This is a genomic window from Pseudoalteromonas sp. SR43-2, from assembly GCF_014163885.1.
Classification (GTDB): Bacteria; Pseudomonadota; Gammaproteobacteria; order Enterobacterales; family Alteromonadaceae; genus Pseudoalteromonas; species Pseudoalteromonas distincta.
In genome coordinates this window covers 248,744-267,144 of record NZ_JACJED010000001.1, presented here as the reverse complement: position 1 = coordinate 267,144, position 18,401 = coordinate 248,744, and the positions used below count along the sequence as shown (strand labels likewise).

The 18,401-nt window shown below is 39.7% G+C and carries 14 protein-coding genes and 1 tRNA gene; 4 read left to right on the top strand and 11 right to left on the bottom strand.

What is annotated here, in order from left to right; all coding sequences use genetic code 11:
• Positions 1–33: 33 nt before the first annotated feature.
• The 3 genes from rimI to H5120_RS01300 all read right to left on the bottom strand — a co-directional run bounded on the left by rimI (position 34) and on the right by H5120_RS01300 (position 928).
• Positions 34–501 carry a ribosomal protein S18-alanine N-acetyltransferase gene (rimI, locus tag H5120_RS01310; protein WP_182673381.1) on the bottom strand — a complete coding sequence of 156 codons (468 nt, stop codon included), beginning with the start codon at positions 499–501 and terminating at the stop codon, positions 34–36.
• Positions 488–787 carry a hypothetical protein gene (locus H5120_RS01305; RefSeq protein ID WP_182673340.1) on the bottom strand — a complete coding sequence of 100 codons (300 nt, stop codon included), beginning with the start codon at positions 785–787 and terminating at the stop codon, positions 488–490. The genes rimI and H5120_RS01305 overlap by 14 nt, the downstream gene beginning before the upstream one ends.
• A 64-nt stretch (positions 788–851) precedes the next feature.
• Positions 852–928: transfer RNA gene (locus tag H5120_RS01300), tRNA-Trp, on the bottom strand.
• A gap of 425 nt (positions 929–1,353) precedes the next feature.
• Here H5120_RS01300 and H5120_RS01295 point away from each other — a divergent pair.
• Positions 1,354–2,943, top strand: coding sequence for a BCCT family transporter (locus H5120_RS01295; protein ID WP_182673339.1), 1,590 nt, complete (start codon positions 1,354–1,356; stop codon positions 2,941–2,943).
• Positions 2,944–3,030: 87 nt separating this feature from the next.
• Here H5120_RS01295 and guaA read toward each other — a convergent pair whose 3' ends face one another.
• Both guaA and guaB read right to left on the bottom strand, forming a co-directional pair.
• Positions 3,031–4,608, bottom strand: a complete 1,578-nt coding sequence (gene guaA, locus H5120_RS01290) for a glutamine-hydrolyzing GMP synthase (protein WP_182673338.1) — start codon at positions 4,606–4,608, stop codon at positions 3,031–3,033.
• A gap of 264 nt (positions 4,609–4,872) precedes the next feature.
• On the bottom strand, positions 4,873–6,342 hold the full coding sequence (gene guaB / locus H5120_RS01285) for an IMP dehydrogenase (protein WP_002958783.1): 1,470 nt from the start codon (positions 6,340–6,342) through the stop codon (positions 4,873–4,875).
• Positions 6,343–6,743: 401 nt separating this feature from the next.
• Here guaB and xseA point away from each other — a divergent pair, with 401 nt between their 5' ends.
• Positions 6,744–8,075, top strand: coding sequence for an exodeoxyribonuclease VII large subunit (gene xseA / locus H5120_RS01280; protein WP_149602214.1), 1,332 nt, complete (start codon positions 6,744–6,746; stop codon positions 8,073–8,075).
• Here xseA and H5120_RS01275 read toward each other — a convergent pair.
• The 3 genes from H5120_RS01275 to H5120_RS01265 all read right to left on the bottom strand — a co-directional run bounded on the left by H5120_RS01275 (position 8,072) and on the right by H5120_RS01265 (position 12,687).
• Complete coding sequence (locus tag H5120_RS01275; protein WP_182672967.1) at positions 8,072–8,752, bottom strand: hypothetical protein; 681 nt, start codon at positions 8,750–8,752, stop codon at positions 8,072–8,074. The two genes, xseA and H5120_RS01275, sit on opposite strands and share 4 nt — an antisense overlap.
• A 36-nt stretch (positions 8,753–8,788) precedes the next feature.
• Positions 8,789–9,607, bottom strand: coding sequence for a serine O-acetyltransferase (gene cysE / locus H5120_RS01270; protein ID WP_002958786.1), 819 nt, complete (start codon positions 9,605–9,607; stop codon positions 8,789–8,791).
• Positions 9,608–9,804: 197 nt separating this feature from the next.
• The gene (locus H5120_RS01265; RefSeq protein WP_182673337.1) at positions 9,805–12,687 is read right to left on the bottom strand and encodes a pitrilysin family protein; all 2,883 of its coding nucleotides are present in this window, start codon (positions 12,685–12,687) and stop codon (positions 9,805–9,807) included.
• Between the two features lie 250 nt (positions 12,688–12,937).
• On the opposite strand from H5120_RS01265, the gene H5120_RS01260 reads away from it, so the two are divergent.
• Positions 12,938–13,894, top strand: coding sequence for a methylenetetrahydrofolate reductase (locus H5120_RS01260; RefSeq protein WP_024597318.1), 957 nt, complete (start codon positions 12,938–12,940; stop codon positions 13,892–13,894).
• Between the two features lie 260 nt (positions 13,895–14,154).
• Here the strand turns inward: H5120_RS01260 and H5120_RS01255 are convergent, their stop codons facing one another.
• From H5120_RS01255 to H5120_RS01245, 3 genes are all read right to left on the bottom strand, one after another.
• Positions 14,155–15,135 carry a sensor domain-containing diguanylate cyclase gene (locus H5120_RS01255; protein WP_182673336.1) on the bottom strand — a complete coding sequence of 327 codons (981 nt, stop codon included), beginning with the start codon at positions 15,133–15,135 and terminating at the stop codon, positions 14,155–14,157.
• A 59-nt stretch (positions 15,136–15,194) separates the two neighbouring features.
• Complete coding sequence (locus tag H5120_RS01250) at positions 15,195–16,442, bottom strand: DEAD/DEAH box helicase (protein ID WP_182672962.1); 1,248 nt, start codon at positions 16,440–16,442, stop codon at positions 15,195–15,197.
• 176 nt (positions 16,443–16,618) lie between these two features.
• Entirely contained in the window at positions 16,619–17,320 is a 702-nt protein-coding gene (locus tag H5120_RS01245; protein ID WP_182672961.1) for a DUF3581 domain-containing protein, read from the bottom strand.
• A 112-nt stretch (positions 17,321–17,432) separates the two neighbouring features.
• Here H5120_RS01245 and H5120_RS01240 point away from each other — a divergent pair, with 112 nt between their 5' ends.
• Positions 17,433–18,302 carry a CPBP family intramembrane glutamic endopeptidase gene (locus tag H5120_RS01240; protein WP_182673335.1) on the top strand — a complete coding sequence of 290 codons (870 nt, stop codon included), beginning with the start codon at positions 17,433–17,435 and terminating at the stop codon, positions 18,300–18,302.
• Positions 18,303–18,401 lie beyond the last annotated feature (99 nt).

Below are 18,401 nucleotides of genomic sequence, written 5' to 3'. Positions count from 1 at the left end.
GCTCTATGCTAAAACGCTAATCACCGACTTTAATTATGAAAAGTTTAAACCTAATGCCATGCCCATTAAAATAGCGTCTTCAAAGCCATTTTTGGCCGGATTATCACTTGGATAATAGTTTTTACGCACTGACATCTCTGTAAAGCCAGCGTTCTCGTATAGCGCAATAGCCCGTGTATTAGATTCACGTACTTCTAAAAAGAGGTTTTCAGCATTTTGCTGTTCACCATATTCAATAAACTGGGCTAACAACTGCCTTGCAATACCCTTACCCTGGTGGCTTGGCGTTACACAAATATCCATAAGCGTAAAGTCAGGCCCTGCTTTTTCACCAATATAAAAACCCACTAATGTGTTTTTATCAAACGCCGCCAAGTTAAAGTAGCGCCCCCCCATACATGAACTCATTGTATTTAAAGTCCACGGATGGCTATGGCAAGCAATTTCAATTGCCATTAATTGTTCAATAGCGCTTTCATCTACGGCGTTAAAGTTTATCAAGGTGTTCACTCATTAAAGCCCATAAAGCGCGTTTATCATTAGCACTGAGCTGTTGGGTTGGCAATATAAGCTTATCATCGGTTAACTGCATTTCACTGCCTTTGAGCACACTATTAATAACCATAGGTTGAGCACTTAGCTTTATATCAGTAAATAACTGCTTATTAAGCGTTAAAGGCTCAGTACTTTGTATAGGCCCTGAAGCAGAATTAGTATTGTTTGGACAATAATGTTGATTTAGTTCGAGGTTTTCTATACCAAAAATAGCTGCGTAACGTTGATGCATAACAACTCAGTAAATTAAACACTTGAACAATATATGAAGTAATAAAAACGATGTAAAGAAGAAATGGCAGGGGCGGAGAGATTCGAACTCCCAACCGTCGGTTTTGGAGACCGCTGTTCTACCAATTGGAACTACGCCCCTGCAATGTCGACGAATTATAGAGACCTTTGAGAAAAGGTAAAGCAATAAATCACTTTTTTAGTTCAACTGCTTTTAAAATAAGCAAAACGATGAATTAGCACACAAATACAGTGTATTTAACTTTGTTTCATAAATTAAATTCTTTAAAGCACAGCTGATTTTAGTTGAAGTATATGGACAATTTTTTAAATATGCATAACTAATAGTCGCCATAGCTCAAAAATAATTTGTAAATTTATTAAACCAAAGAGCATAAACAACTCAATAACATTATTAGCATTTGTGGTACGATTTTAATCCTAGGGGATCCGCGCCTTATTACCTAATTACATATTTCATCATGTATCTTACTTTCGCGGATCATTTAAAATGCAAATATGGAGGAGCTTTACTATTGGCTTAGCTAATAGTTCACGCCACGTTATATGAAGTTTAAATCAAAAAAATACAGTATCGACTCAACCGATTATCAAGTAGGTCAAGATAACGTTAGTAAATGGGGCATGGATATTCATAGTAATGTGTTTTCCGTTTCTACTGGATTATCTCTACTATTTATTATTACTCTACTTGCTCTCTCACCTAGCGAAGCTAAAGACGCTATTAACACAATAAAAAATGCAGCTCTAACAAACTTTGACTACGTATTTATGTGGGGCGCAAACATACTCCTACTATTTGCAATAGGTATAGCAGCTTCACCGCTAGGTAAAATTAGATTAGGAGGTGATAAAGCAAAGACGGAATACTCTACCCTTTCTTGGATTTCTATGCTGTTTGCAGCAGGTATGGGTATTGGCCTTATTTTTTGGGGGGTAGCCGAGCCTACCGCGTTTTACACTAACTGGTTTGGTACACCGCTAAATACTGAGCCCTTTACTGAACAAGGCCGAGAGATGGCTTTGGGGGCAACTGTTTTTCACTGGGGGCTTCATGCATGGGCTATTTATGGCATGACCGCACTGTGCTTAGCATACTTTGTTTATAACAAAGGTTTACCGCTTTCTATGCGCTCAGTGTTTTACCCACTTTTTGGAGATCGTGTATGGGGAAAACTAGGTGATGTTATAGATGTAATGGCTGTGTTGGTTACTCTTTTTGGCCTTGCTACATCGCTAGGTCTAGGGGGATCGCAAGCGGCTAGTGGTATCAGCCATGTTTTAGGGTTCGAAAATTCATTGTTATTACAACAAGGCATTATTTTGCTGATTATGGGCTTAGCTATTTTATCTATTGTGCGTGGTATGGATGGCGGCGTTAAATTGCTCAGTAATATAAATATGGGCATTGCTATTGTGTTTTTGGTGCTTGTATTTATTTTAAACTTTACCACTGTACTTGATTCAGTCTACACAGCAGTAATAGGTTATGTGAAAAATATTATTCCGCTGAGTTCTAGCACCGGTCGAGAAGACACCGAGTGGCTTCACGGTTGGACTGTGTTCTATTGGGCTTGGTGGGTGGCTTATGCTCCGTGTTTTGGTATGTTTGTAGCGCGCATTTCTAAAGGGCGTACCATACGCGAATTTTTAGTATATGTACTTCTTATCCCCACTTTAGTTACCACTGCGTGGATGTCGGTATTCGGTGGTGTGGCTATTGATCAAGTTATAAATGAAATTGGCGTACTCGGTGCTGATCAAGGTATTACCGATGTGTCACTTAGCTTATTTTACATGCTTGATGCGTACTCTTTTGGTACCGTCCTTTCACTTTTAGCTGTGGCATTAATAATTATATTCTTTGTAACCACACTTGATTCTGGCTCTATAGTAATTGATAGCCTTACATCAGGCGGGAAGCTTGAAGTGCCAATAAAGCAAAAGCTAGTATGGGCAAATATTGCCGGAGTTATTGCAATGCTCATGCTCTGGATTGGCGGTACGGAGTCTATTCAGGCGCTACAATATATAACCATTATTGCCGCACTACCTTTTACATTTATTTTACTGCTTGGCAGCGTAAGTCTCGTAAAAGGCCTACTAACTGAGTTAGAGCCAAAAGCTAAAAGTTAAAAATTAGCGCGTAAAAAAGCCCGTTTAATAAACGGGCTTTTTAATGTGCAATAATAAGCTCAGCAAAGTAGGCTTACTTATTTAGTATTATTCCCACTCAATAGTTGCAGGTGGCTTACCTGAAATATCGTAAACAACACGAGAAATACCATCAATTTCGTTAATGATACGGTTTGAAACCACACCTAAAAACTCATACGGTAAATGTGACCAGCGTGCTGTCATAAAGTCGATTGTTTCTACACAACGAAGTGATACAACCCAATCGTACTTACGTGCATCGCCCATAACCCCTACCGATTTAACTGGTAAGAATACAGTAAACGCTTGGCTTACTTTATGGTAAAGCTCAGCTTTGTGAAGCTCTTCAATGAAGATTGCATCTGCGCGGCGTAATAAATCACAGTACTCTTTTTTGATTTCGCCAAGTACACGTACACCTAAACCTGGTCCAGGGAAAGGATGACGGTAAAGCATGTCGTACGGTAAACCTAGCTCTAGACCAATTTTACGTACTTCATCTTTGAATAATTCACGCAATGGCTCAACAAGGCCCATTTTCATGTCATCTGGTAATCCGCCCACATTGTGGTGAGATTTAATAACATGCGCTTTACCTGTGGCAGATGCCGCAGATTCAATGACGTCAGGATAAATTGTACCTTGTGCTAACCATTTCGCATTTTTAAGCTTTTTGGCTTGCTCATCAAATACATTAATAAACGTGTGACCAATAGCTTTACGTTTATCTTCTGGGTCTGATTTACCAGCTAAATCATTTAAAAACTGCTCTTCAGCTTCAACTTTAACAATGTTTAAGCCAAATTTATTACCAAACATGTCCATCACTTGCTGGCCTTCGTTTAAACGAAGTAAACCATTGTCAACAAATACACATGTTAGCTTTGCGCCAATTGCACGGTGAATAAGCATAGCCACAACTGATGAATCAACACCACCAGATAGACCTAAAATAACTTCGTCATCACCTACAGTTTCTTTAATACGCTCAATAGCATCATCAATGATTTTTGCAGGAGTCCATAATTTTTCACAGCCACAAATATCAATAGCGAAACGCTCAAGCAAACGTAACCCTTGATGAGTATGCGTTACTTCTGGGTGAAATTGTACGCCGTAAAAACGCTTTTCTTCGTTAGACATTGCAGCATGTGGACAAGTAGATGTTTTAGCTGTTGTTCTAAAATCAGCTGGAATGTCCATTACTTTATCGCCATGACTCATCCATACGTCAAGTATGCCGTTGCCGCCATCAGTAATATGGTCTTCAATTGCATCAAATAATGCACAGTTGCCTACTTTTTCAACTTGTGCGTAGCCAAACTCTTTTTTATCAGAGCTGTGTACACTTCCGCCAAGTTGAGCTGCCATTGTTTGCATGCCATAACAAATGCCTAATACAGGAACGCCTGCATTAAACACATACTCAGGAGCGCGCGGGCTGTTTTCAAGTGTTGTTGATTCTGGGCCACCAGAAAGAATAATACCTTGTGGGTTGAACTCGCGGATTTGCTCTTCAGTCACATCCCACGCCCATAGCTCACAGTAAACACCAATTTCGCGGATACGGCGCGCGATTAATTGCGTGTATTGTGAACCAAAGTCTAAAATGAGAATTCGTGAATCGTGAATATCTTTGCTCATGGAGTATCTCGTAAAGTCTGATGCTAAATGCCGCTTTGAATACCAATTTTATTAAACATTACTAATTCTTGCAGGCTAAATAACTCACTAACCACGTTAAAAATTTCTTATTTAGAAGAACTAAAAATCGAAATTTTTGCCTCGTTATTGAGCCATTTATCTGTCGCAATAATTGACCACTTTATTAATGCAATTGGTATTTATATAAACGACTAAAAAGAGGGCTTGCAAAGCAAGCCCAGTATATTAAATTAATTACGCTGCTTAACCTAAGCGGTAATTTGGTGCTTCTTTAGTGATTTGCACATCATGAACGTGCGACTCACCCATACCTGCTGAAGTAACACGTACAAATTGTGGTTTTGTATTTAGCTCTTCAATTGTTGCACAACCCGTTAAGCCCATAGCGCTTCGTAGGCCGCCCACTTGCTGATGAATAATCGTTGCAATAGGACCTTTGTAAGCTACGCGACCTTCAATACCTTCAGGTACTAACTTGTCTGCTTCGTTTGATTTTTGGAAGTAACGATCTGATGAACCTTCTTTTTGATCCATCGCGCCCAATGAGCCCATACCACGGTAAGATTTGTAATAACGGCCTTGGTACAATTCAACTTCACCTGGTGCTTCTTCTGTACCAGCAAGAAGAGAACCCACCATTACACACGATGCACCAGCAACAAGTGCTTTAACAATATCACCAGAAAAACGAATGCCACCATCAGCAATAACAGGAATGTCGCGACCTTTTAAGCCTTCAACAGCATCTGAAATAGCGGTAATTTGTGGAACGCCACAACCGGTAACAATACGTGTAGTACAGATAGAACCAGGGCCGATACCTACTTTAACTGCATCGGCTCCGGCATCAGCTAGTGCAATCGCACCTTCAGCCGTTGCAATGTTACCTGCAATAATTTGTAAGTCTGGGTACTCTTTGCGAGTTTTAGTAACACGGTCAATAACGCCTTGAGAGTGACCATGCGATGTATCGATAAGTAAAACATCAATACCCGCTTCTACTAATGCAGCAATACGCTCATCAGTACCTGCGCCAACACTTACAGCAGCACCTACACGTAAACGACCTTGGTCATCTTTACATGCGTCAGGTTTGTCTTGGGCTTTTTGGTAATCTTTTACTGTGATCATGCCTTTGAGTTTAAATTCATCATCAACAACAAGGATTTTTTCAATGCGGTGTTCGTGCATTAAGCCTAAAATTTCTTCGCGTGCTGCGCCCTCTTTAACGGTAACAAGCTTTTCTTTTTTGGTCATAACGGTAGAAACAGGCTGTTCAAGCTTAGTTTCAAAACGCATATCACGACTAGTAACAATGCCTACAAGCACATTATTGCTGTCGGTAACCGGAAAGCCTGAAAAACCTTTTTCGTGCGAAAGCTCAATTGCATCTGCAATTGTTAAATCGGCAGTGACCGTTACAGGGTATGAAACAATACCTGCTTCGTAGGTTTTAACTTTACGTACGTTTTTCGCTTGTTCTTCAATAGTCATGTTTTTATGAATAAAACCAAGACCACCTTCTTGCGCAAGGGCAATAGCTAAACGAGCTTCTGTAACAGTATCCATAGATGCTGAAATAAGCGGCAAGTTAAGTTTGATACCACGCGTTAAGCGAGTTGAAATATTTGCCGTGTGTGGCAAAACAGTAGAATGACCAGGTACTAAAAGTACGTCATCAAAGGTAAGAGCTTCTTTAGCGATTCTAAGCATTTTGGCAACTTCTCACATGTGGATCTAAGATAAGGAATTGCGGCCAAATTTTAACAGCGTTGTTGGCATGAGTAAATAATATTTCGCAAATATTTATGATAATATAGGGTCTATTAGCCTTTCAAGGTTAAATTTGCAGCAGTTTGTTAGGTATTTAGGCAAGGCAGAGCCTATGCAGTGTGGTTATTCCCCATAAATAGGCGATAGCGTAGCATCAATTCCAAACAAGCGCTGCCCAAAGGGTTCAGCCTAGGGGCGATTAACTCTTTGTTACTCGGTTTTTACTTAGCCCACTAGGTTACAAACCTCGCGCCGCGATTAAACCGCCCCTAGTTTGAACAAATTTTAATCTACAAAGGTCAATAGACCCTTGCTTTATAAATAGTTTTAGGTTGTTTTTTATGTTTTCGAAGCCTTCGCAGGCGGTTTACACCGTTTCACGCCTTAATAGAGAAATTCGCACAATCCTTGAGCAAGGTTTTGCATCTTTAGTGCTCACGGGCGAAATTTCTAATTTTATTACCCCAGCATCCGGCCATTGGTACTTTTCGTTAAAAGACGATAAAGCACAAATTAAAGCCGCTATGTGGCGTGGGAATAATCGCAACCAAAGCTATCGCCCTGCAAATGGCGCGCAAGTTACAGTAAAAGCGCGTGTATCACTTTATGAACCTCGCGGTGACTACCAGCTTATTGTTGAGCATATGGAACCGGCCGGCGAAGGTCAGCTAAAACAAGAATTCGATGCACTTAAAATGCGTTTGGCCGCCGAAGGATTATTTAGCTCTGCGTATAAAAAACCACTTCCGCAAAACATTAATCGTATTGGTGTTATTACCTCTGCAACCGGCGCTGCTATAAAAGATATTTTAACGGTACTTAAACGCCGTGCGCCGCAGCTAGAGGTAATCATTTACCCTGCTATGGTACAAGGCAAAGAAGCACACCTACATTTAATTAATCAAATTGAATTAGCTAATGCTCGTGATGAAGTTGACGTACTTATTTTAGGACGAGGCGGCGGATCACTTGAAGATTTATGGTGTTTTAATCACGAACAGCTCGCTCGAGCTATTTTTGAAAGTGAATTACCGATAGTAAGTGCAGTAGGCCATGAAATAGATACAACCATTAGCGATTACGTTGCTGATGTTCGTGCAGCCACTCCATCAGCCGCAGCTGAGCTTGTAAGCCCAAATACGCAAGAGTTACACAACAAAGTAACACAATTAGTTAATCGTTTATCTAACGCGTTTAAGCACGGTATTGCCGATAAACGCGCATTAGCAACGCAGTTACAACACCGCCTTAATTTGTGTCATCCGCGTAATCAGCTTAGTCAAAAATCACAACGTTTGGATGAGCTAAGCATTGCGCTGCAACAAGCTATGCGTAATCGTTTATACCAACAAGAACGCACACTCAATAACTTAACGCCGCGTTTGATGCGCCAATCACCTGATAAAAAACTCGCTTCAGCAAGCCATCAACTCTCGCAATTACAAGCTAGGCTAAACCAAGCTATACAGCATCAGTTACAACAAGCGAATAATAGCTTAGCACTGCAAGCAAGCAGGTTAGACTCGGTAAGTCCGCTTAATGTTTTAGCGCGCGGTTATAGCATCACTAAAACACAGCAAGGAAAAGTAGTTAAATCTGTGGGGCAAATTAAAACAGGCGATGTTTTAGTTACAGAGTTAGTCGATGGCTCTATAGAATCACAAATTATTTAAAGCTCTGTACTTAGCAACATTTTAAGTTCGCTATCGCTCGATGTGGAGGTAGTGCTTTTAAATTGTTGCCAAAACTCTTGTTCCATCAACTTATCGTTTAGCTCTCGCCATTGAGCATTACCAAATGTGTCGTTATCAGTGGGAGCGGCAAGTTCAAATTCACATACTGTTTTTTTACATTTTGCACTAACAACGTCAGGAATAATTGATAAATCAGCTGTTAATAAAAAATCTTGTAATGCCATTTCAGTACGATAAGCCCATTCTTCATCGCGCGTTTGATTTTCAAATTTATCACGTAAAATCTGCTCAAAATCTGAAGGGTCCCTCATTTTCTTTAAAACACTTTTGAGCGCCGCTTTCTGTTCGGCGAGTTGCTGCTTAAGCTGAGTTACTTGCTCTTCTAAAGGGAGTTCATCAAGCTTTTGGGTTTCTGAATTGGTTGTAGGCGAGACTTCAGCGGGCTCTATACTAGCGACTTGCTCAGGTACTGCAGAGTCTGCATTACTCAACACCTCATTACTTTGTTGTTCAGTATGAAGCTTTTTCTGTTTTTCATAACTTGGCTGCGACTTAACAGATTCTGGATGACTTGAAGCTGCATTAAAGTAGCTCCAAGTTAAACCTACACCCGCAATAAACCCAATCCCTAGAGCCAATAAACTATTCTTGTTCATGTTAATTCCTTTTAAGTTTTATTATTTTTTAATTACCTATAGCATTGCACTCGTGTGCGATTCGTTTTCAGGCTCAGGATTTGCTAAAAAGTTTTGGTTCATACTTTGCGCCGGACACTCACAATCCGGTCGACCAATAATTTTAGCGGGTACGCCAACAGCGGTTGTGTGTGGTGGAACATTGCTAAGCACAACTGAGCCCGCACCAATTCGTGCGCCCTCACCTACTTCAATATTACCAAGTACTTTAGCGCCGGCGCCAATTAATACGCCTGCTCTAATTTTGGGATGACGATCGCCCTGCTCATTGCCCGTACCGCCAAGCGTTACAGATTGCAAAATTGATACGTTATCTTCAATTACCGCTGTTTCACCAATAACAATACCGGTTGCGTGGTCAAACATAATGCCTTTACCCACTTTACATGCTGGGTGAATATCGACCCCAAACACTTCAGAGTTACGGCTTTGAATAAAGCGCGCTAGCTCTTTGCGGTTTTGTTGCCACAAGCAATTAGCCAAACGGTGCGCCTGAATAGCATGAAAACCTTTTAGATTTAATATAACCGTAAGATAGGTTTCTGATGCAGGGTCGCGGTCTTTTACCGCTTTAATGTCCTCAGCAACAAAAGATAGCATACGGTCACATTTTACAAATGCTTGGTCAAACAGCTCTCGGATAGTGAATGCAGATACCACCGCATCAGCCAACTTATTAGCAACAATAAAGCTCAATGCCGAACCTAAACAATCATGATTTAAAACACATGAATAAACATGACTTGCTAATAATGGTTCACGTTTTACTACATCGTTAGCTTCGTCGCGAAGCTGTTGCCAAATTGCATGACGCATAATACTGCACTGCCTTAAGTTGATATAAAATAGCCTTTTCCCAAGTCTAACGGATTTAACCACTAAGGTGTTAATCCCTTAGTTATTTGTTCTGGTTATTAGGTATAACTGTTTATTAAGTTTCATTATTAAATAATAAAAATGCCTCGATGCTTATAGCACCGAGGCATTATTTTAACGCTTAAAAAACACTTAAATTATTGAAATACTTTATCGACTTTCATCACTTCAATATTTTTTGCAGGAATTGCTAATTTATAATCAGCAATTACTTTATCCTCAGCAACCAGCTCAGCAGGTTTATTAGTGTTGTAAACCATTGGTGAGGTTTGCTGCGATGCTAAACGTTTTTGCATATCAGCGCCGTCACCAGTAATAAATACATAGTGAACATTGTCTGTTTGTAAGTTTTCTTTAATAACGCGATTAACATCAGCAAGCGTTAGCGTTTTAAGTTTATTAGTTACGTAACTTACAAAGCTATCAGTGTTGTAAAATTCGCTATCAAGCGCGTAACCTAATTGGCGATTTTGACTTGCAACCATTTGCGGCACAAAGTTAATTAAAAAGTTACGCGTAGCTTCAAAATCGCCTTCGCTCATACCATTTTTAATTAGCTTATCTAGCTCAAACAAGGCGGTACGTGTTGCAAAGTGCGCATCGTTATTAGAGCGAAGTGGGCGTAACCACACTTGAAATATTTGCTCTGAGCGCCCTAGGTTTGCATCTGGCTTGGTTTGAAACATACCACGTGGAAAGTATTCAATGTATGCGTAATCGCCATAGTTCATGCCGCGAGTTTCACGAATGCGCTCATATAAAAAGCTGTTAGAACTACGGTGCTCACCAAAGTACGAACGCACAAGCCAAAGGGCTGTCCAGTCTTCGCTACTTCTTATTGTATCAATAGGGAAACCAAACGATACCGCCGTCGATTGCGCTGACTTTTCTACAATAGTTGCATGATGACCTTTAAGCACTGGCGCATCAGGAATACTTAAACGGCTTTGCTCACCTTTTGGTAGCGTTGCAAAATCGCTCATCATTTTAGCTTTAAGGTTTGCAGGCACAGCCCCAATTAAACCAACCGTGAGTTTAGATTGCGTAAGCTCGCTGTTATAAAACGCTTTAACATCATCTATCGTCAACGCTTCTAAATCCGAAATATCACCGTAGTTGTAACTTTCGTAAGGATGATTTTTGTAAAGTGCACTGTATAGCACTTCTTTGCCTAGCTCTTCATCGTTAGATGCTTTTAAGCCTGATTTAATACCATCGATCATTTCTTTTTTAAGGCGTTTAAAGTCATCGTCTCTAAAGCCTGGGTTTAATAATTGATCGCTCACAAGTGAATACCACTGCGCTGCATTGTCTTTATGAATACGCCCTTGAAACGACAGCATTTCTTTATCTATTTGATAACCAAAGCTACCTGCAAGCGGATAAAGTGCTTTTTGAATATCTTTATAGCTTGTCGCCTCTGAGCCACCTTGTGCAAGCATAGCCGCAGTGAGCGCAGCAACACCTTTTTTGCCTTGAGGGTCGGCAGCCGCGCCGGTATTGAATAAAAAGTTAACATCGATTAACGGCGAGCTATTGGTTTTATCAAGTACTTTAAATGCAGGTGCCGCGGGTGCTTGTTCAAGCTTTGCAGTAAGCGTATTTAAATTAACTTCTTGCTCAAAACCTGGGGCTTTATCAAGTGCCGACATTGTTAATGTGGTACGTGCGTTATCAGTAAAGTATTTATTAGCAACGGCTTTAATGTCTGCGCTGGTGATGTTATCTGCCGATTTATACAGCTGGTTTATAACCTCTGGATCGCGCTCAAAATGCATGTAGCTGGCAAGGGTTGATGCAATCGCTTGCGACGAATCTAAGCCATTTATAAAGCTGTATTTAAGGTTCGATTTTAAATCACTTAGCTTTTGCTCATCAACAAGCTCAGTGCGTGCTTTTGCATAAGTTCGATTAATGACATCGCGCGCAGTGGCTAAATCATCTGCGTTTTCTACTTTAACAAATACGTGTAATAAACCCGGATCTTTAGTCTCTGGGTTATAGGTAAACATTTGGCTGGCAATTTGTTTGTCGACCACTAGCTCTTGATATAAATCTGAATTACTAGAAAAATAAAGCTGTGAGATTAAATCAAGCGCCGCTCTGTCTTTTTTAGCAGGCTCCCACGCAGCGCCTTTGTACGATACGAGTAACCAATGCCCTGGTAGCGCTTCATCTTGCTGGTGTAAATATTTTGGTGCTTGTTGCACAGGCTCTGCTTTAATATCAGCAACATAGTTACCTTTTTTCCAGCTGCCCCAATGTTTTTTAACCATTGCCATTGTTGCTTGTGGGTCTACATCGCCCACAATAACAAGTGACACATACTCAGGTTTATAAAACTTAGCAAAAAACTCTTTACCATAGGCCATTTGATCAGGCATGGCTTCTATGTCTTTAAAAAAGCCCATAGTGGTGTGTTTATACGTGTGCTTATCAAACGCCTCTTCGCGTACAGCGCTTAATAATTTACGAATTGGGCTCGCGTTGTTTTTTAAGTACTCACCTTTTACCGTTTGGGCTTCGGTTCTAAATTGTTCTTCGGTGTAGGTTAAGTTTTGAAAAATATCAGCTTCAAGCTCAAGTACTTTATCAAGATGCTGCTTTGAAAAGTTTAAATGGTAATTTGTGTAATCGTTTGTTGTATAAGCGCGGTTATCAACACCTGAATTTTTTAATATGTCTGAGTACACATCTTCAGGGTATTTTTGTGAGCCTTTAAACATCATGTGTTCAAAAAAGTGAGCAAAGCCTGTTTTGCCCTCTTCAACTTCGTTACGCGATCCAACCGATACCGGAATTTGCAGCGACACTACATCAGGGTAATCGGTTTTAACAACCATGACACGTAAGCCGTTTTCTAGCTCTTCAATTAAGTAATCTTGTGAAAAAACACGGTCATCAGCTTTATTTACTTGTTCTTGTTGTGCTGTTGTTTGCGTGCTTTGGTTTTGTTGCATGGCGCAACCTGTTAACGCCAGCGATACCGCTAAGCTGGTTGCTAATAATTTAAATTTCATTGTTGTCCCTTTTTAAATTGAGCAAATTTGTTGTCAGATTTAACTCTTTAATTATGCCCCATAGCCAATAAATATAAGAGCCCCAAGGGAATTTATTATGTAAACAACTGTGTCAATTATAAATTATGGGAACAAGCACTATGAATAAACATCATGTTAATTGAAAAACTTTCATTAAATAAATCTATCTAGACGTCTAAATGGCTGCTATATTAAATCCATCAAAACAAACTTAGCTGGAATGAGGATTATGGCTTTATCACTAAAAGAGAAGATAGTGGACACCAATCAAGGTGTTTATCTTATTGGTACTACCCCGCCTAAAATTGGCACCGATAAAGCGCAATTAAAAACCATTGCAGAAAAGCTATTAGGTCGCTTACACGAAATTGAATACGACGGCGTGATAATTTACGACATTCAAGACGAAAGCAGCCGAACTAATCAAGACCGTCCATTTGCGTTTAAACAAACCGTTGATCCGCGTGAATACAGCCATTTACTTCGTAATTTATCTGCACAAGATGTAATTACTTATAAAAGTGTGGCGCAGCGTGGCGTAGGCGAATTTAAAGATTGGCTAAGTGAAACTAAAAACGACTACGATTTACAAAATGTTGTTTTAGTAGGTAGCCCATCATCGATAGGCGATATAAAGCTAAGCCTGCCAGATGCTTATAAAGCATTGGCTGAGCAATCAGATGATTTCTTTTTAGGTGGCGTTACGATTGCTGAACGCCATTCAAGTAAACGAAATGAGCACGAACGATTAATAGAAAAAACAGCACAAGGTTGTCAGTTTTTTATATCGCAAGCTGTTTACGATGCACAAGCGACTATAGAGCTAATTACTAGCTACGCACGTACATGTAAAGCGCAGGGTATTACACCTCAACGTATTATATTAACGTTTACCCCGTGCGGCGGCGAAAAAACCTTAGAATTTATGCAATGGTTGGGTATCTCAGTGCCAGAGGCAACAAAATGGCGCATGCTTGATGCAGACAATACATTAAGCGAATCGGTCCGTATTTGCCGCGAAAACCTCGACTTAATACTTAAAAGCTGTGCGCACCTAGACGTGCCACTGGGCTTAAATATTGAAAGCTTAACAAACCGTAAAGAAGAAATTGACGCGTCAATTAACTTATACCGTTTATTAAAAGCTATTATGGAATTAAACCTTGCTGAAAAATTAATAGCTTAAAGGCTAGGTAAGAGCTAATTAACACCCTTCTTGGCAAGCCTCATGGCTTGCTTTTTTTATGTCCGTACTTTGAAAAATAAATTAAGAAGTACAAGTAAAAATTTGCAGTTTAAGCTATTCATTGAAGCTATTTTTGGTTATTACTCTCAAGCCTTTTTAAGGCAAACCCCATAGAGGAGCACATAACACCAAAAATAAAACCTATCGCAGAAAAAACTAGCCAAGTTTTTGTGGCATGAGTCATGACGAACTTCCTTTTATTATTCTGCTTTTTTAGCGAGCCTATACGCTTGTTTATTTTTATACATTGCGTGGTCTGCATCATTTAATAGCGCTTCAAAGGGCTGCTTTTGTTTATTAGTAAAACTATAACCTATGCTGAGCGATAAATCGCAAACGTCTTCTTTGAGTAAAGATTTTGAATACTCAGAGGATATCTTATCCGTGATGAAGCTAATTTTACCTTTATCGCTTAATTGCATTACTGCAACAAACTCATCACCACCTAAACGCCCTACTATATCGGCATCTCTTAAATGTGTTTTTAGCGTATCTGCCAATATAATTAAGGCTTTGTCGCCCACTTCATGTCCGCAGGTGTCGTTTAATTTTTTAAAGTCGTTTATATCAATAAACAAGCAACATACGTCGAAGCCCAAACGCAGTGCTAAATTAAGCTTTTGCTGAGCTAGTAAGTTAAGTGCTCGGCGATTATAAATACTCGTTAATGAGTCTAACATGGCTATTTCGCGCATTTGCTCATAGCTATACACAAGCGCTAGGTCGTCTTCAATTAAATCGCGTAGTTGCTCTATGAGCTCAAAGTATTCATCGGTATAGCTAGTTATTTTAGTGTCTTTTAAGCATAGCGTGCCAAATACTTCGCCTTCAGGCCAATGAATAGGTAAACCTAAGTACGATTCAACACCATCCTCAACTACTTCTGGCAGTGTGTTCCATGCATCGTTATTGCTTGCATCATTAACATATAAAATATTATTAGTTTCAGCGACGTGCCGACAAAAAAGAGGTGTTTGAGGAGGAAGTATCGGATTGGTTTCAAAGCTTGAGCCACCTTCGTTACTTCTAATAACAACGCGATAGCCTTTGCTTGTTGCCTGAACTATATAACCAGACGGGGCAGAAAAAAGCCCCGTGATAAGGTCCATTGTTTTTTGCCATTTATGCAAAGATATTTGGCCATCAACACCAGAGAATGCCCATTTATCAGTTTCAAACATTAACTTTACCTCGGCTATTTAATAGCTCCAGTATAGGCAAAAAAGTAAAGTAAAAGCTATTATTTACGACGCCTACTTGGCTCTCTTTTACCTGTTATGCGTTTTTTATCGCGATCTTTTCGCGACTTGTTAGTATTTTTACGATTATCTTTTGGCTTTTTATTAGGATCTGGCTCGTAACCTTCTAACCACTGCGGCGTTAAACGCGTATCGAGTAGTACTTCAATTTCTTCTAGCAGCCATTGCTCATCAAGACTTACCAGCGACATAGCAAGTCCTTGTTCACCAGCACGACCTGTACGGCCAATACGGTGCACGTAATCTTCGGCAATGTAAGGTAGTTCAAAGTTAATTACGTATCTAAGTGTAGAAATATCTAAACCACGCGCAGCGACATCGGTTGCAACAAGTACGCGTGTAATACCTTCTTTAAAGTTTTGCAATGCACGGTCACGTGCGCCTTGCGATTTATCGCCATGGATTGATTCGGTTTTTAACCCATCTTTACACATTTCTTTAGCGAGCTTATCAGCCATTTGTTTTGTGCGAGTAAAAATAAGCACTTGGCGCCAGTTTTTCATGCCAATCATGTGCGATACAAGTTCGCGCTTACGGTCTTCATCTACAGCGTAAATAACTTGCTCTACTTCAACCGCAGCTGAGTTACGTTTATCAACTTCAATTAGTTCTGGGTTTTTAAGTAACTTTTTACTGAGTTCAAACACGCTGTCATCAAACGTAGCCGAAAAGAGTAAAGTTTGGCGATCGCCTGGTATATGGCGCAATATACGTTTAATTTCATCAATAAAGCCCATATCAAGCATGCGGTCAGCTTCGTCAAACACTAAAGAGTCTACGCTTGAAAGTACCACGCTGCCTTTAACTATATGATCAAGCAAACGCCCTGGTGTCGCCACTATAACTTGTGCTGTTTTAAGTGCTTTTATTTGAGGGCCAATACTTGCACCACCATAGGCTAAAGCGCCATTAATGTTAGTGCCTTGTGCATACTTTTCAAAGCTGGCAAATACTTGCTGGGCAAGCTCTCGTGTTGGCGTTAAAATTACAACGCGGGCAAGGCCTTGCTCATCTTTTTTAGGGGTATTTAAAAGCTTATGTAATAGAGGTAAAACAAAGGCGGCGGTTTTACCCGTACCTGTTTGCGCGCTGCCCATTACATCACTTCCGGCTAAAATAGGCGGAATAGTTTTAATCTGAATTGCGGTAGGCTGAGTGTAATTATTTTGCTCAATCGCTGTTAATAATAACGGGTCGAGATTAAGTGATGAGAACGTAGTGGCAGACATAGGCTTAGCTTTAAAATAACAAAGAGCGCTATTGTACGCATATTACTGTACTGCGTAAATTAACCAGTCCAGAAAAGTATTTAATCGCGGTTGATCTCTTTCGCCTTAGCGCTAAAACAATAAAAAAGGCGCTAAATAACCTTTGTATTTAGCGCCTTTTATAATTTTCTGTAGCTTTAGGCTGGCTTTAGTGTTGCTTTACGTTCGTTGTAAAACGCGATTAAATCGTCAACTGTTGCTTGGCAGTATTCGCGAATACCCGAAACCACCATATGCTTTTCACCACTGCCCACTTTAACGCCGTTTTCTAACAGGTTAAAACGTAGTGTAATTTTTCCGCGCTTACCAGTGTACTCAAAGCTTGGCTCTGCAAATTCAAGTATTGGCGTTGTTATATCAAGGTTATCAAGATTAATGAGCATTGATTCGTAAATTACCATCGGACGAGCAGGGTTTATCATTACCTCTTGCTTGCCCATTAATGGGATAATTACATGCGGAAAGGTAGTACCAGAAAACTCAACATAATTTTTTATTAGACTATTAGTTAGTGCTGGGCATTGGCTGGTTTTACCGCTGCGCTTTACCTTTAAAATTACTTTTTCGCCATTGGTAACATCAAACTCATCGGCTCCCTCAGGGAAATGTAGTTTGGTGTTTTCATCAACCATACCGGCAAAAGTAAATTCCATTTGTTCACTAATACCGTAGCGGTCTAGTACCAATGAAAAAAGTAAGTCTCCTGGCGCGCAAAACTTTTTGGCATCTTTGTCATGAAGTGGATTGTAATCGTCAGCAACGCATTTAGCGAAGCGACAACCCTGCTCACGAGAGATAGAAACATAATCAGCATGCTGCTGAAAAAAAGGACTTAACATAGTTTGTTCACTGCTTAAACTGCTTATAACCTATCTATATTACCAGAAAAAAAATATTGAGAGGTCGAATCTGTTAGATTAATGGCTAAATAAAACAGAGTAATAAAAAACAATGACCTTTTATTTATTAGCACTATCAATTATATGTGTTTTTCCGTACTGCAAAATATCAATAATGCGGCAACCCCTTTGGCACTACTTAATGGCTTTAAGTGTTCTAAGTGGGTATTTTCAAGGTTATATAAATTTGTATGCTCTGCTCAGCACTGGGCTTTACGTTGTTTTATACTACTGTGTGCTAAATGCAAAGCGGGCAATAATACGCGCTATTTTAGGTACTGTTTTTATAATTTCCTCACTGGCATTAGCACTTCATTGGGTGCCTGGTTTTAATAACCTCCCTATTGTTATAGATGAGCGTATTACAAGCGATGCGATTGCTTTTACCCTTTATGCTAATTTTGATAAAGCTATGGCTGGGTTATTCCTTTGTGCTTACTTTTATTCGAATAAAAAAGCTTTAAAAGCAGACTCTAATAAAGCAGGCCCATTAAACGTTAAACAACCTATTTTTATAATTATTGCTACTGTTTTAGCTTCGCTCACTGCGGCTTTAACACTTGGACTTGTAAGCTTTAATCCTAAGGTTCCTGACTTTTGGATAGCCTTTATTGCTATTAATCTTTTATTTACCTGTGTAGCTGAGGAAGCTTTGTTTAGAGGTTTATTACAAACCAAACTTAGCCAAATAATCACATCTACTCGCCTAGCGCTACTTGCTCCAATAATGACAGCAGCAGTGTTTGCTTTGGCGCATTTTGCTGGAGGATTTAACTATGTATTGGTTTCATTTATTGCAGGCTTAGGATATAGCTATATTGTTTATAAAACGCAGCGCTTAGCGTGGGCTATTATGTGCCATTGGTTAGTTAATGTTTGCCACTTCTTTTTGTTTACTTACCCTATGCTCAGTAAAATCTAAATACATTTACAAATGCTAACAATTTACTTAGTAGTAAACATTGCCCGCATTTGATTTTGTTAGTAATTTACTATTTCAAATAATAAATTAAGGGACTAA